The sequence below is a fragment of the Tamlana sp. 2_MG-2023 genome (assembly GCF_030548465.1).
Classification (GTDB): domain Bacteria; phylum Bacteroidota; class Bacteroidia; order Flavobacteriales; family Flavobacteriaceae; genus Pseudotamlana.
Genome location: NZ_JAUOSF010000002.1, coordinates 403,451 through 417,981, shown reverse-complemented (window position 1 = coordinate 417,981; position 14,531 = coordinate 403,451). Strand labels below are relative to the sequence as shown.

The following is a 14,531-nucleotide window of genomic DNA, read 5'->3' as shown; positions in this document are numbered from 1 at the left end:
GCTTTTTTAGTAATTTGGATAAGACCCTGAATCAAGTTCAGGAAGACGTTATATGTTCAACTCCGTAAATAATTCTACTAATTTAGGATCTGATGGTCTTGGCGCATTTGGATCTACAATATTACCTGCTTCATCTATAAGGATAAATCTTGGAATGCCTTGAATTTGGTAATCGGTAACGAATTTAGATTTCCAATCATTATCCGCTAAAACCTGTACACCTTGTAAATTTTCTGTTTCAATCATTTTTTTCCATTTTTCACGATCTGAAACTTTATCAATAGAAAGACTTACAAACTCAATATTTTTATCGTGGTACGTTTTTTCTAATTCTTTTAAGAAAGGAATTTCACGTTTACATGGTCCGCACCAAGTAGCCCATACATCAATATATACAAACTTACCTTTTAGATCATCTAAAGACGTTGTGCCGCCTTTGTAATTTTCGTAATCAACAAATTTAGGAGATGGTTTTCCTTTAGCTACCGCGGTTAACTGGTTGTATTTTTCTGTTATTATGGCATTATTTTCTTCGTTTGTAGAAATCTCCATAAATTCTTTATAAAAAGCTTCTATGTCTTTAGCGCGAACAATTGTTTGGTTCGCAACATCGAATAAAAAGGTGTTTCTAATCGTTTCAGAATTAATGTCGCGTGCGGTTTTAAAAAATGCTTCTTCTTGTGTTAAAGCATCCTTTGTCACGTAATCATTAATTTTTAGAGCATAATGATCTGCAACAATTTTCTTATAGCTAGGTGAAGCATTATAATCAGCTTCATTAGCGTAATCGAAACCTTCATATTCGTCTAAGAAATCGTCAGAGACTTTAAAATCTGTGTTTTTGGTAAAATAACCATGAGCTCTTTCGTAAATATTCAAACTCCCTAAATAGTTATAATTAAGTTCTTTTTCCTCATCAACTTTAAAACTTTCAGAAATCCCTTTGGTATTATTTAACAGCGTAAGTAAGGATTCTTTTATAGCTAATTGTTTTACCTTATATTCTTCCTCTGACAAACTATACAAACTAGCATTATCTCCCATTAATTCACGAGTTTTCTTTAGTTTTTCAGCTAAATAATTGTTTTCAGGAGCACCTTCACCAGTGATTACTAATGAATTTTGAAAATCATTAGCATCATAGTTAATATTTAGATTATAACCAGGTTCAAAATGTAAAAAGACTGGATTTTTACCATCATATAAAACATATGCACCCTTTTCAACGGTTAGTGTATCAAAGAACGTTCCATCGGCTGCAACGTCTATAGGTTCAGAAAAAGAACGATCTTGTGTGTTGATAGAAACTTCAGAAGGTAGTTTATTAGTAATTTTTCCAGAAATTAAAATATAATCTGGCTTTGTTTCTGTTTTACAGCTAAACACAGAAATAGCAAATGCTAAAATTAGTAGTTTTTTCATTGTATATTTTGGATTTTGCCAAATGTAATAATTTGATAGGTGCTCTTAATCATTTTAGAATTTTATTAACATATGATTCTATGCTTTTTAGGTGGAATATATTTACAAAAAGAGGCTGTGCAAAAAGTATTAAAGTACGTCATTCTGAATTTATTTCAGAATCGCATCATATTGATAAGCAATCATTATGAGAACCTGAATCAAGTTCAGGTTGACGAAAACTTTACTTTTTAGACGGCCTCTTTAAAGTACACTATAATTTCTTTTATTTTATAATAACACGCTTGTTTATAGTTCCGTTTTCTCCTGAAAACTTAAAAATATATAAACCTGAATTTAAGCTTGAAACATCAATAGAGTTACCTTGAACAACTTGTTTTAAAATAATTTTGCCCATTAAGTTGTAAATGGTTACGGTTTCAAAATCTTTAAAGTTATTCCATTTAACTATCGTGCTGGCTGGATTAGGGTGTAACGAAAATACTTCTTGATTAGTAATTTCATGCTCCGTGCTTAAAGTTGAACAATCGGCGTTATCGCCATATAATCTTATCTCAGCAAAACTTGTCCAACCAGAATTAGCCTGACTATTTCCGTTACCTTTAATTTTCACATAACGCGCGTTGTTTCCTGATAAATCAAAAAGTTGTTCATCATCAACTGTATACCCTGAGGATGCGCTATCTTGGTTTGAAATTACCGTATTAAAACTCATACCATCTTGAGAGACTGCAACATCAAAATTTGTTGTTCTTGATTCTGCTTTTAAAAAATACAATCCGATATCTGTGAGATCACGATTACAGCCTAAATCCAAAGTAATGGCGACTTCAGGCTCTACACTAGCATCACCTGTCCAGTAGTATCCAGTATCAACAACGCCATCATAAGCGTAATGGGGACTAACATAGTCTTTCGGGTTATTAGCAGTACCTATTTCGGTACCAACAGCCGTGGCATCAATGATTGTAATTTCGTCTGCTCTAGGTGTAACAGACCCTGATGGAGGCGGGTCGGTTCCTCCTATATCTCCACCATCTTCAACGGTTCCATGTCTAACACTAAAGTCGTAAACAACAACTTCACCGTAATTAGGTGCGTCATAATCGTAAACTTTACCATCATCTGTAGCTTCTTGAACTTCTCTTCCTAAATTGGATTGGGTATAATTACCAACTTTAAAATAAGATTGATCGTAAGTTCTTTCCATGACATAATCTCTAGCAGGAGTGATCGTATTACCGCCATCATCTACGTTAGTTTTAACAAGATATGAAGCAGCATTTGTTCTACCGCTATCATATAACTCTATTAAACCACCAGCCTCAGAATAATAACAATAATGTTTTCCGTCGATTACTTCGAAAATCACTTCATGCTTGGTACCAAGCGCATAATCTGTTTTTATAGTGACATCTTTTCTTAAATCTCCACCATTAAAGGAAAGGAATAAATGCTGACCTTCTAACCGTAACACCATTGCATCGTCAATATCCGCCGCTTTATCACCGTGTATTTGAGTGGCAACTAGGTGGTTTTTATAGGTTGGTAGGTGGGTAATAGCTTGTTCTACATAGATAACGTGTGTTCCAGCAGTTGTCCAATAGATGTCTAAACTACCGTCTGGCAGTCTTTCACGTAGTTCAGAACGAATGTAATTCGAGTTTGCTGTTGAACCATTACTATCATCAATGACTACTTTAAAAACAATGCCATCTTCATCTCCATTCACATAGTAATAGGATTGGTTTGGGTACTCACAAAGTGGTTTTTGCTCGGAGCCATCGGGCTTAGTAATTTTCCATTGGCTGCAGTTTCTCATTAAATCGGCGGGAATTAATGTTTGCGCAAAAGCACTGGAGGAAACCAATGCAAAAATCATACATAATACCAGAGCATGCATGTGATTTTTTGGTAATTTTTGTTTCATTCTCGTTAGTTTTGGGGTTTTATAATTTAGTTTAAAATTGGTTTACCTAACTGGTAAACCAATTAGTATGGCGCTAATTTATATAAAACGAGTTGATTACCCAAAAGTTAATTATGAGATTTGCGATAGTAGTTGGTTAAAATTAGAGTGCTATTCACGTGGTTTAAACGCGTCTAAAAACACAAACTACTATAATAGCATAGTAACCAGTATATTATGAGTAAACTTAATAGTATTACTTATTAGTTGCAGAAAGTTTAAGTTATTAAGAATATTTATAAGCTATTACTATAAAGTTGAAGTTAATTTAGAGTAATATACAATCTCTGGAATGATGTCTAAAGCAAATAACTGCTTCTGAACCTCCATTACCGTAGCTTCATCAATCATTTCCTGGGACCATTCGGTAAGATTTAGCCATTCTTGGACGTCTTCAATTTTTTGATCATAGCGATTGGCAATCATTTTATCAATACTTGGAATATCTTTAAATTCTGAAGTGGTATTATTAATAATATCAGTTATAGCTTTTAATTCCGCTTTATTATTTTCTATAAAATCTTCACGAGCTGCAATCACGAAACAAGGCCATGGGGAAGGGCAGTTACCGATGCGTCTAAACACTTTTTGATCCACCAGTGGTTTGGTCATGAATTTTTCCCAAAGAAAATAATCAGCATTTCCTTGTGTTAATCCTTTAACAGCACCATTTAAATCATTAATAATTTCAAAATTTAAATCTGTTTTTAAATCCCATTCATGGTTTTTAGCATTTACATAAGTCATTAAATGCGAACCAGAGCCATAACGACTAATAGCAGCCTTCGTGCCTTTTAAATCTTCAATACTCTTGTAATTTGATTGTTCAGCCACGTGAACACCCCAAATTAAAGGTGTTTGCACAAAAGTTTGCACAATTTTACTTGGATTGCCAGCAATGATGTCTTTAATGATTCCTTCGGTCAAGATAACCGCGATATCAATTTCACCAGACCTAAGTGCTTTGCACATAGCTCCCGTACCATCAGGGTAGTCCTGCCACCTTAAATTTATGCCTTCTTTTTTGTATTCACCTTCCTTTAATGTTAAATACCAAGCTAAATTAAAATGTTCTGGAACACCACCAATATTTACTGTTTTCATATTAATTAACTAGGATTATTGTTATTTGAAAGATGTTAGTTTAAATTATAAACTTTAAAATTTATCTGTAAGTTTTTAATAAATATACTAAAATATCAATTATTCTTTTTTCCATTCCTCTTTAAGGATACTGTAAACATAGGTGCCATCACTTTCACCATAAGATTGCATATTAAAATGTCTTAGTAAACCTTCTTTTACGGCTCCTAATTTTTCTACCGCCTTTTGAGACCTGATATTTTTTATATCTATTTTGAATTCTACTCTTCTTAAGTTTAATGTATCAAAGCAATAATTAAGTAGAAGCTTTTTACACATGTTGTTAACACCAGTGCCTTGAAATTTTTCAGAAATCCAAGTCCACCCAATTTCTAGTCTTTTATTCGGAAAACTGATACTACCTAACATGGTTAAACCTATTGGTTGTTGATTTTCTTTGTTTATTATGATTAAAGGATAAATTTCTTTTTCTTTCTTAGAATTTAAGCAGAAATCAAAATACCCTTCTAAATCTTGCCTATTATTTACACGAGCACCAAATTCACCTAAAGCTTTATTATAACTTATGGTTTCAATTATATCAATATCATCACTGGTTAGGGGGCGTAATAAAATTGAAGGATTCTCTAGAATCAATTCAGAAACGAAAAATTTATCTAAGTTCATTTTTTTAAATTTATACTACCAACTTATCTAAAGTATAAATAATAAGTTTTTCTATGGTGGCTAAAGGATTTTTACTGAAGGTTCCGTTAGCTCTATTTGCTATAATAGCGTTTAACGACAGTGCATTGTGTCCAAGAAGTTTAGATAAACCATAAATGGCCGAAGTTTCCATTTCGAAGTTTGAAATATAAATACCTTCATAATAGAAATCATCCATTTTATCATTTAAATCTGGATCTTGAACCGCTAAGCGTAAAACTCGTCCTTGCGGACCGTAAAAACCACCAGCGGTAGCCGTTAAACCTTTGTGAGTTAAATCGCTTTCTAGTTTTTTCTCCAGTAATTTACTTCCTTGAATTACGATTGGTTTTGCTTTATTAACACTCCAATTGGTTTGTAAAGCAAAGGCTTTTTCGATATCTGGGTTTGAAATATTCTCTATTTGATAGGAATGAAGCATACCATTCATATCTAAGCCATATGTACTCAATACAAAAGCATCAACAGGAATATTTTTTTGAAGTGATCCCGAAGTACCAATTCTAATAATATCTAATGAAGTGATTTCTTTTTTAGGTTGCCTCGTTTCAAAATCTATATTTACTAAAGCATCCAATTCATTTAAAACAATGTCAATATTATCTGGGCCAATACCAGTTGAAACGACTGAAATTCGTTTGCCCTTGTAGATTCCGGTATGCGTTTTAAATTCACGTTTTTGGGTTTCAAACTCAATAGAATCAAAATGCTTGGATATTTTTTCCACACGGTTTTGATCTCCAACCAATATTATGGTGTTTGCAATATGCTCTGGTTTTAAATTTAAATGATAAATACTACCATCTTGATTTAAAATAAGTTCAGAATCTTTAATCGTCATAATGCACAGATTTAATGAGTTTGTTTGCCGATTTACTGAAATAAAACGCTGCTTTTTTAACACCGCCATAGGTCATACCGTTTTCTATTTCTTCAGCAAAATTATGTTGATCCTGAAGTGCTAGGAGCCCTTTTCGGTTCAGTTCTAGGTGGTCTTCTTTTACCGTATAAAATACACTTAACTCATCAATAATACGTTTTAATTGAAAGTCGCCATAGCCAAAATAACCTTGATAATTAAGTATGTAACCTAATAAATGATTTTTTGAAGTGACCTTGTGTTTATTTAAAATTTCAAGAATGTTTCTTTCTAAATCATTCAACCCTGTTACAGAATCGGGGAAGCGTTCTAAATGCGCTTTTAAACAGTTACTTAAATAATCGAAAGAGGAGCTTTTTACTATTAATGGTTTTAGTAAATTATGGTCAACGCCACAATAAATACTCCAAACATTACGCGCCATGTCAAGATCGTCAGCGTTTAACAAAACTTTACTTTTGTAGTGTTGCACGAGTTGTTCTGAATTTAACTCGCCTAAACCTATTAAGTTTTTACTGCCTTTTTCGCGTCCGCTACTCACCAAATAAATGGGTAGGTCGATTTTCTTTTGTTTTATCAAGCTGATAACTGCTACCATGTTGATGTGGCAAAATAAATCGTATTCAAACCATAACACAATTTCAGAATAACGCTCGGGATAATCGAGTTTGTCTAATTCGTTATGAATAAGTTCATTATCTACTTCAACATTATAAAAATCTTTAAAATAAGCACGTCTTAGTTTTAAAAATTCTTCGGAAAAAACATTTTCAATAGTGGGACCTTCACAGAGCATGGCTTGCCATGTTAGAAAATCACCTTCAATTTTTAGTTCATTTAAAATGTCTGTTAAAACAGAACCATTTGTAATGTGAAGCGGCTGTTTGTTCATATATTAACCTCCAACACGTTTTACGTTAAAGCCTTTTTCTTTCAGCATTTCCATGATTTTATCACGATAATCTCCTTGAATAATAATTTTATCATCTTTAAAACTACCACCAACACTAAGTTTGGTTTTAATTTCTTTAGCTAGAATTTTAAAATCTTCGGTAGCACCAGTATAACCATCTAAAATAGTAATTGGTTTGCCTTTTCGTTTTTCATATTTACATAAAATGGGATCGTCTTGCATCCAAATACCTGAAGTTTCATTGGTATCTGCTTGGCTTTCCTCAACTTCATGATCGGGAAATAAATTCTTTAGTTGGTCTTGTAAATCCATCTGTTACGTTTCGTCTTTATTTTATAAGTCCTAATTCAATTAAACGCTCGGTTAAAAATTTACCTGCAGTAATATCCTCAAAAGCTTTTGGGTGTTCTTCATCAATACATTCATCTAAAACATCTAATTTCATAGCGCTAATGGGGTGCATAAAAAATGGAATCGAATAACGTGAAGTGCCCCAAAGTTCTTTTGGCGGATTGATAACTCGGTGTATAGTCGATTTAAGTTTGTTGTTTGTGTGTCTGGATAACATATCGCCAACATTTATCATGAGCTCATCTGGCTCTGCAATAGCGTCAATCCATTCACCTTTATGATTTTGTACTTGTAAACCACGACCTTGAGCCCCCATAAGCAGGGTGATTAAATTTATATCACCATGTGCAGCAGCACGTTCAGCAGCTTTTGGTTCTTCAGAAATAGGTGGGTAGTGGATAGGTCTTAAAATCGAGTTTCCATTCAAAATGTATGCGTCGAAATAAGTTTCATCTAATTTCAGGTGAATTGCTAAAGCTCGAAGCACATACTTGGCTGTTTTTTCAAGCATTTGATAGGCTTCTTTTCCTGTTTTATTAAAGCCTGGTAATTCTTCTACAATAACATTTTCTGGATATTCTGCTTTTAGTACTTCATCATTTTCAACATATTGTCCGAAATGCCAAAACTCCTTTAGGTCACCTTCTTTTTTACCTTTAGCGCTTTCTTTTCCGAAGGATACATAACCGCGTTGTCCTGCAATTTCAGGAATTTCATATTTCTGTTTTGTTTCAAGAGGAAGATCAAAGAAATTTTTAATCTCTTTATAAAGATTTTCTACAAGGGTTTCATCTAAAAAATGACCTTTTAAAGCCACAAAACCAATGTCTTCGTAAGCTTTACCAATGGCTGTTACAAAGTTTTGTTTTTTAGTAGCGTCATTAGAAATAAAATCTTTTAAATCGACACTAGGTATCCTGTTCATGAGGTGTTTTTTTTATAATGAACTCATCTGGATAAGTTTTATTTCATTTAAATTAGAGATAAAAAGTCCAATTGTGTTCAGGTGTGTTACACAAATGTACGAAAAACATTGAAAGATTTTGCAAAGCATCATTTCCCTTGTAAGCCCTTATAAAATCAGTTTTTATGGTATCTTTGATATGCTTTAGAAACTAATTTATCACCAAAGAAAAGTATCAATTAATGATGATTTATAATACGGAACATCTAGATGATAATTGCTTAATAGATCTGTATAAAAAGATGCTATTACCACGGTTAATTGAGGAAAAAATGCTCGTTTTGCTACGGCAAGGTAAAATAAGTAAATGGTTTTCGGGTATTGGTCAAGAAGCGGTATCGGTTGGGGTTACTATGGCTTTACATGATGAAGAATACATTTTACCGATGCATCGGAATTTAGGTGTATTTACCTCTAGAAACATGCCTTTAAATCGATTATTCTCGCAATGGCAAGGCAAAGCATCAGGGTATACCAAAGGGCGTGATCGGTCTTTTCATTTTGGTTCTCAAGAACATAAAATAGTAGGCATGATTTCACATTTAGGTCCGCAATTAGGCGTGGCCGACGGGATTGCATTGGCCAGTAAGTTGAACAACAAAAAACAAGTAACCGCGGTGTTTACCGGTGAAGGTGGAACCAGTGAAGGTGATTTCCATGAAGCTCTGAATGTTGCTTCCGTTTGGCAATTACCTGTATTGTTTTGTATTGAAAATAACGGTTACGGATTGTCAACACCAACAAATGAGCAATATTATTGTGAAAATTTAGCAGATAGAGGTGTGGGTTACGGTATGGAATCTCATATTATAGATGGTAATAATATTATTGAAGTCTTTTCTAAAGTTACTGAAATTGCAGAAAGTATTCGTAACAACCAAAGACCTGTTCTTATAGAATTTAAAACGTTTAGAATGCGTGGTCACGAAGAATCTAGCGGAACCGATTATGTTCCCAAAGCGCTTTTTGATACTTGGAAAACGAAAGATCCTATCGATAATTACGAGCAATTTTTAAAAACTAAAAACGTCCTTACGGATGATCTTGTTGAAGAAATAAAGGCAAATTTAACCGAGTATATAAATGATAATTTAGCGCATTCTTTTACTGAATTAGATATTGTTTCAAGTGAAACTAAAGAGTTAATAGATGTTTTTAAAAATACTGATTTCGAGTTAGTTGAAAATAATTCAAACTTAAAAGAGCTGCGTTTTATTGATGCGGTTTCTGAAGGCTTAAAACAGAGTTTGATACGTCACGATGACTTGATTATCATGGGACAAGATATTGCCGAATACGGTGGTGTTTTTAAAATTACTGAAGGTTTTTTAGAACAATTTGGAAAAGAGCGTATTCGTAATACACCCATTTGTGAATCGGCGATTATTGAAACGGCAATGGGGCTATCCATAGCTGGAATGAAAAGTATTGTTGAAATGCAGTTCGGAGATTTTGTATCATCCGGATTTAATCCTGTTGTGAATCTGTTAGCCAAGTCTTATTATAGATGGGGGCAAAATGCCGATGTGGTTATCAGGATGCCTTGCGGTGGCGGAGTTGGTGCTGGGCCGTTTCATTCTCAAACCAACGAAGCTTGGTTTACAAAAACTCCTGGATTAAAAGTAGTTTATCCTGCTTTTCCATATGACGCCAAAGGCTTATTAGCCACTGCCATTAATGATCCTAATCCTGTGTTGTTTTTTGAACACAAAGGATTGTATAGAAGTATCCGTCAAGAAGTTCCAACCGACTATTATACACTGCCTTTTGGAGAAGCTTCAGTAATTAAAAAAGGAAAACAAATAACAATTATTACTTACGGTATGGCGGTACATTGGGCTTTAGAAACTATAGAGAAGCATCCAGAAATTTCAGCAGACCTTATTGATTTAAGAACACTTCAACCCTTAGATGCCGAAACGATTTTTAATTCAGTTAGAAAAACAGGAAAAGCGATTATTTTACAGGAAGATTCGCTATTTGGAAGTATTTCAAGTGATATTTCTGCACTTATTATGGAACATTGTTTTGAGCACTTAGACGCACCAGTAAAACGTGTGGGTAGTTTAGATACCCCAATTCCTTTTGCAAAGCCTTTAGAAGAACAATATTTACCAAAAGTTAGGTTTGAAACCGCTTTAAAAACTTTAATAGACTATTAATTGTGTATATTGATACGATAAAAACGTTATTTTGAGACTATCAACTTTAATTCTTTTATTCATTATTTTTTACTGTAAAATAAATCAACAGGTTGAACAGGTTGAAGACCCGTATATCTGGATATCAAAAACAGTGAAAGCTTCAGCCTATAATTCGGTTACAAATCAAACTAATACTAATCCGGTTCTTACTGCCTTTGGTGATGAATTGCAGCCTGGACAAAAGTATATTGCGGTGTCTCGTGATTTATTAAAGAATGAATTAAAGTATAATACGCTTGTTAAAATTGAAGGACTAGAAGGGAATTATATTGTAAAAGACAAAATGCATTCGCGATGGAAAAATCATATTGATATTTATATGGGGTTAGATGTGGAAGCCGCAATACAATGGGGTAGAAGAACGGTTTGTATTGAATATGCCGTAGAAAAGGAGGAGTAAGCGCAAGAGTGAGCAACCAAAACAATTGTTAAACATCTACTAAATATGAACTTGGGGCTTCTGTGTTTCAAAGAAAAAAATATCTTTGTCAGTAATAATGCCTCAATTCAAACAAAAAAAAAGAAAAGATTAATGAAATCTTATATCGTATATCTTTTTATGATTTTATTTTCGCTATCTACTTATGCTCAAATAGATAGTAGAAATAAATCTTTTAGCATACCTGCTGTTGAAGCACCGAAAGATACTGCCGATTTAAAACCTCAAACGCCTGATATTAAGGCTGAACCTGATTTAAATCTTCCTAAACCAACACCAAATTTACCATTTCCGAAAAAAGAATTTTCTATGTTTTCAGATGAAGAATTTGGTGATCCAGGTGAGTTGTATGCCGATAAAATTAATAAAACTCTAGACCATTTAAAGCTTAGTAAAGAAGAAATGGAAATGAGAAACGGTAGTACAGTTGATCAATTTTTAGGAGATTTTAAAAGCAGTGCTTTGTTCGTAAATGTCGTTTATCGTGATCATGGTTATATGGATGGTGACGTCATTCAAGTGCGTGTTAACGACGACGTAGTTCATGCTCGTGTGTTTTTAACAAACTCGTTTAAAGGCTTTAAATTGGATTTAATGCCAGGAATTAATAAAATTGATTTTGTAGCTTTAAATCAAGGCGAATCTGGACCTAATACTGCAGAATTTAGAGTGGTTGATGATACGGGTGCTGTTGTAACACACAACCAATGGAACCTAGCGACCGGTGTAAAGGCTACCATCATTGTTTTTAAAGAGTAATTGACTGACAACAATATCCGCTTAGACTAAAGTTTAGGCAATTATTTTCTCTATCAAATTCAACTCATCGCTAGTAAAATTCAAATTATCCAAAGCTTTAGCATTTTCTTTTAATTGACTAGCAGAACTAGCTCCAACTAAAACAGAAGCCACTTGTGGTTGTCTTAAAATCCATGCGATAACCATTTCCGAAAGTTTCTGCCCTCTGTTTTGTGCAATAGCATTAAGCTTTTGAATTTTGTCCAGATTAGTTGACACCATATCTTCATTTAAATAGGTTAGATCTTTAGCAGCTCTAGATCCTTCTGGAATCCCGTTGATATATTTATCTGTAAGCATGCCTTGTGCTAATGGTGAAAAAGCAATACACCCCACACCATTATCTTCCAAGGTTTTTAATAAACCATCTTCAACCCAACGATCTAACATGGAATAGCGGGCTTGATGTAATATAAAAGGTACTTTTAATTCTTTTAAAAGCTCGGCTGCTTTTTGAGTTTCTTCGGGTTGGTAATTTGAAATACCAACATATAATGCTTTTCCTTGACGAACAATATCAGCTAAAGCCCCCATGGTTTCCTCCAAAGGAGTATCAGGATCTGGTCTGTGGTGGTAGAATATGTCAACATAATCTAAACCCATACGTTTCAAACTTTGGTCTAAACTCGAAATTAGGTATTTTCGAGAGCCTAAATTCCCATAAGGGCCAGGCCACATATCATAACCTGCTTTTGTAGCAATAAACAATTCATCTCTGTAAGCTTTGAAATCGTTTTTAAAAATGGTTCCAAAGTTTTCTTCTGCAGAACCATATGGCGGACCATAGTTGTTAGCGAGATCGAAGTGCGTTATTCCTAAATCGAATGCTGTTCTTAGAATTTCTCTTCCTTTTTGAAGATTATCTACAAATCCGAAATTATGCCACAAACCGATAGATAGTGCTGGTAGCAGCACACCACTTTTCCCAGAACGCTTATAAGTCATCGTGTCATAGCGCTTTGAATCCGCTTGGTAGCTTTTAACTCCTGATTTGTCGTTTATTTGCATGATACTTGGTCTTTAAAATGTGAAAATAAGCATTAGTTTTTAGACTTCTGAATTAAAGAAAAGTGTTTTATACATTAGGTTAAAACATGTATTGCAATACTGTTTTAATGAACCATAATTATTAAATAGTGAGCTGCTGAAACGAATTCTGCCTGACGCACCATTTATAAGTTTAATTACTTGATGTTGAAACTTGAATGACTAGGCAATTCAAAAATTTCTAATCCGAAATAGGGTAGTGCGGCTATGAGGTGATCAAAGATATCAGACATGATATATTCGTAGTTAGCCCAGCGTTTATCGCTACTAAAAGCATAAATTTCTAATGGAATACCCTGTGTTGTAGGCGCTAATTGTCTGGCCATAATCATCATGTCTTTATTGACTGCAGAATGATTATTCAAATACGAATCGATATACTTTCTGAAAACACCTAAGTTCGTTAGGTTTCTACCGTTTAACAGTAAGCTTTTATCAATGTTGTGTGTATTATTATAGTTATCAATATCCGCTTGACGGTTTTCTAAATAATCAGTTAATAGCTGAATTTTCTTTAAATCTGCTATTTCAGCTTCCGATAAATATTTAACACCATCTTGCTTAATCAATAAAGCACGCTTAATTCGTCGGCCTTCAGAAGTGGTCATACCGCGCCAGTTCTTAAAAGAATCAGAAATCAAGGCATACGGTGGAATCGTAGTAATGGTTTTATCAAAGTTCTGAACTTTTACTGTGGCCAAATTAATTTCAATCACATCACCATCGGCTCCATATTTTTCAAAGGTAATCCAATCTCCAATACGCACCATATCGTTAATGGCTACTTGAATACTTGCTACAAAACCAAGAATCGTATCCTTAAAAACCAAAAGTACCACGGCTGAAATTGCTCCCATACCCGTAATAAAGTTGATGAATGGAATCCCAGTCATAATCGCAATTGCTGAAAACACACCAACAGTCCATGCGAAAATCATAAAGACTTGAATGTAACTATCTATAGGCTTGTCTTTTAATCGTGGTAAGGTTTTTAAATAATCCTTTAATGTATTTAGTAAACTTCTAACCACCCAAAGAGTTAATAAAATAGCAAAGACTTGCAAGCCTTTTTCTACCATGATTTCAAAATCGGGGAAATCTTCAAAAATATCGGGAATAAATTTTAAGGCAATGATAAAAGGGATGATATGCGCAATGTTTCGTGGTACTTTATTGGCGATTAATAAATCATCAAAATTGGTTTTAGTACGACTAGATAATTGAGCAAAAGCTTGAAGGATTATTTTTTTTATGATAAAGTCTATCAAAAAAATAACAATGAGCAAGCCCAAGAAAAACACAAAAGCATTTAGATATTGAGCAATACTTTCATCTAGCCCTACAGAAATTAAGTAATCAAAAAAGCACTGTTTTAAGCTGTTCATTTTTTTAGTTCGTTTTTAATTTTTTCAAGTACACCTTGTCAATATAAAAAGTTCCAAATGGAATGACCGAAGCAATTAAAACGGTAAAGAATTGTTTGGTGTTCCAAGCAAATTCTTTTTTAAACATAAAAGCCATAGCTACGTAAGCAACAAATAGCAAACCATGAGGCATACCAAGCATTTTAACGTATTGCGGATCGTTGGCCAAGTATTTAATTGGCGTTGCTATGAATAACAACAAAATATATGAAATACCTTCTAAAAGGGCAATAAGTCTAAAAATATTAATGGATGAAAACATAATTTTCTGCTTTATAAAGTTAATTTAACGATTTAGTTACAACTGATTT

Annotated in this window: 14 protein-coding genes; 3 read left to right on the top strand and 11 right to left on the bottom strand. The window is 33.7% G+C overall.

Translation table 11 applies throughout. The features are described 5' to 3' along the window. Positions 1 to 48: 48 nt before the first annotated feature. The 8 genes from Q4566_RS04915 to Q4566_RS04880 form a co-directional block, all read right to left on the bottom strand. Positions 49 to 1,422 (bottom strand): TlpA disulfide reductase family protein, encoded by a 1,374-nt coding sequence (locus tag Q4566_RS04915; protein WP_303419020.1) that lies wholly within the window; start codon positions 1,420 to 1,422, stop codon positions 49 to 51. Positions 1,423 to 1,687: 265 nt separating this feature from the next. Then, the gene (locus Q4566_RS04910; RefSeq protein WP_303419018.1) at positions 1,688 to 3,352 is read right to left on the bottom strand and encodes a polysaccharide lyase family 7 protein; all 1,665 of its coding nucleotides are present in this window, start codon (positions 3,350 to 3,352) and stop codon (positions 1,688 to 1,690) included. A 288-nt stretch (positions 3,353 to 3,640) separates the two neighbouring features. Next, positions 3,641 to 4,495, bottom strand: coding sequence for a substrate-binding domain-containing protein (locus Q4566_RS04905; RefSeq protein WP_303419015.1), 855 nt, complete (start codon positions 4,493 to 4,495; stop codon positions 3,641 to 3,643). Between the two features lie 99 nt (positions 4,496 to 4,594). Beyond that, positions 4,595 to 5,161 (bottom strand): GNAT family N-acetyltransferase, encoded by a 567-nt coding sequence (locus Q4566_RS04900; RefSeq protein ID WP_303419012.1) that lies wholly within the window; start codon positions 5,159 to 5,161, stop codon positions 4,595 to 4,597. 10 nt (positions 5,162 to 5,171) lie between these two features. After that, positions 5,172 to 6,041, bottom strand: a complete 870-nt coding sequence (locus tag Q4566_RS04895) for a nucleoside phosphorylase (RefSeq protein WP_303419010.1) — start codon at positions 6,039 to 6,041, stop codon at positions 5,172 to 5,174. Then, positions 6,031 to 6,972, bottom strand: a complete 942-nt coding sequence (locus tag Q4566_RS04890; RefSeq protein WP_303419007.1) for a DUF1835 domain-containing protein — start codon at positions 6,970 to 6,972, stop codon at positions 6,031 to 6,033. Before Q4566_RS04890 ends, Q4566_RS04895 begins: the two co-directional genes overlap by 11 nt. A gap of 3 nt (positions 6,973 to 6,975) precedes the next feature. Further along, positions 6,976 to 7,305: a translation initiation factor gene (locus tag Q4566_RS04885; RefSeq protein ID WP_303419005.1), complete on the bottom strand. Its 330-nt coding sequence runs from the start codon at positions 7,303 to 7,305 to the stop codon at positions 6,976 to 6,978. A 16-nt stretch (positions 7,306 to 7,321) separates the two neighbouring features. Next, entirely contained in the window at positions 7,322 to 8,269 is a 948-nt protein-coding gene (locus Q4566_RS04880) for an isopenicillin N synthase family oxygenase (RefSeq protein WP_303419002.1), read from the bottom strand. Positions 8,270 to 8,493: 224 nt separating this feature from the next. Between Q4566_RS04880 and Q4566_RS04875 the strand changes: the two genes are divergently transcribed. The 3 genes from Q4566_RS04875 to Q4566_RS04865 all read left to right on the top strand — a co-directional run bounded on the left by Q4566_RS04875 (position 8,494) and on the right by Q4566_RS04865 (position 11,710). Further along, positions 8,494 to 10,470: a dehydrogenase E1 component subunit alpha/beta gene (locus Q4566_RS04875; RefSeq protein ID WP_303419269.1), complete on the top strand. Its 1,977-nt coding sequence runs from the start codon at positions 8,494 to 8,496 to the stop codon at positions 10,468 to 10,470. A 31-nt stretch (positions 10,471 to 10,501) separates the two neighbouring features. Continuing rightward, positions 10,502 to 10,912: a 3D domain-containing protein gene (locus Q4566_RS04870; protein ID WP_303418999.1), complete on the top strand. Its 411-nt coding sequence runs from the start codon at positions 10,502 to 10,504 to the stop codon at positions 10,910 to 10,912. A gap of 132 nt (positions 10,913 to 11,044) precedes the next feature. After that, positions 11,045 to 11,710, top strand: coding sequence for a hypothetical protein (locus Q4566_RS04865; protein ID WP_303418996.1), 666 nt, complete (start codon positions 11,045 to 11,047; stop codon positions 11,708 to 11,710). Between the two features lie 33 nt (positions 11,711 to 11,743). Here Q4566_RS04865 and mgrA read toward each other — a convergent pair whose 3' ends face one another. The 3 genes from mgrA to Q4566_RS04850 form a co-directional block, all read right to left on the bottom strand. Continuing rightward, positions 11,744 to 12,757 carry an L-glyceraldehyde 3-phosphate reductase gene (mgrA, locus tag Q4566_RS04860; protein ID WP_303418994.1) on the bottom strand — a complete coding sequence of 338 codons (1,014 nt, stop codon included), beginning with the start codon at positions 12,755 to 12,757 and terminating at the stop codon, positions 11,744 to 11,746. Between the two features lie 176 nt (positions 12,758 to 12,933). Further along, entirely contained in the window at positions 12,934 to 14,181 is a 1,248-nt protein-coding gene (locus Q4566_RS04855; protein ID WP_303418991.1) for a mechanosensitive ion channel family protein, read from the bottom strand. Positions 14,182 to 14,185: 4 nt separating this feature from the next. Then, a complete protein-coding gene (locus Q4566_RS04850; RefSeq protein WP_303418988.1) occupies positions 14,186 to 14,482 on the bottom strand; it encodes a DUF3817 domain-containing protein in 297 nt (98 codons plus the stop codon). Positions 14,483 to 14,531 lie beyond the last annotated feature (49 nt).

What these genes read in the sequence shown, in the direction of transcription:
- Q4566_RS04890 (WP_303419007.1), bottom strand. Translation starts at nt 6,972, where the DNA reads ATGAACAAACAGCCGCTTCACATTACAAATGGTTCTGTTTTAACAGAC.
- mgrA (WP_303418994.1), bottom strand. Translation starts at nt 12,757, where the DNA reads ATGCAAATAAACGACAAATCAGGAGTTAAAAGCTACCAAGCGGATTCA.
- Q4566_RS04880 (WP_303419002.1), bottom strand. Translation starts at nt 8,269, where the DNA reads ATGAACAGGATACCTAGTGTCGATTTAAAAGATTTTATTTCTAATGAC.
- Q4566_RS04875 (WP_303419269.1), top strand. Translation starts at nt 8,494, where the DNA reads ATGATTTATAATACGGAACATCTAGATGATAATTGCTTAATAGATCTG.
- Q4566_RS04905 (WP_303419015.1), bottom strand. Translation starts at nt 4,495, where the DNA reads ATGAAAACAGTAAATATTGGTGGTGTTCCAGAACATTTTAATTTAGCT.
- Q4566_RS04855 (WP_303418991.1), bottom strand. Translation starts at nt 14,181, where the DNA reads ATGAACAGCTTAAAACAGTGCTTTTTTGATTACTTAATTTCTGTAGGG.
- Q4566_RS04910 (WP_303419018.1), bottom strand. Translation starts at nt 3,352, where the DNA reads ATGAAACAAAAATTACCAAAAAATCACATGCATGCTCTGGTATTATGT.
- Q4566_RS04885 (WP_303419005.1), bottom strand. Translation starts at nt 7,305, where the DNA reads ATGGATTTACAAGACCAACTAAAGAATTTATTTCCCGATCATGAAGTT.
- Q4566_RS04915 (WP_303419020.1), bottom strand. Translation starts at nt 1,422, where the DNA reads ATGAAAAAACTACTAATTTTAGCATTTGCTATTTCTGTGTTTAGCTGT.
- Q4566_RS04895 (WP_303419010.1), bottom strand. Translation starts at nt 6,041, where the DNA reads ATGACGATTAAAGATTCTGAACTTATTTTAAATCAAGATGGTAGTATT.
- Q4566_RS04900 (WP_303419012.1), bottom strand. Translation starts at nt 5,161, where the DNA reads ATGAACTTAGATAAATTTTTCGTTTCTGAATTGATTCTAGAGAATCCT.
- Q4566_RS04865 (WP_303418996.1), top strand. Translation starts at nt 11,045, where the DNA reads ATGAAATCTTATATCGTATATCTTTTTATGATTTTATTTTCGCTATCT.
- Q4566_RS04850 (WP_303418988.1), bottom strand. Translation starts at nt 14,482, where the DNA reads ATGTTTTCATCCATTAATATTTTTAGACTTATTGCCCTTTTAGAAGGT.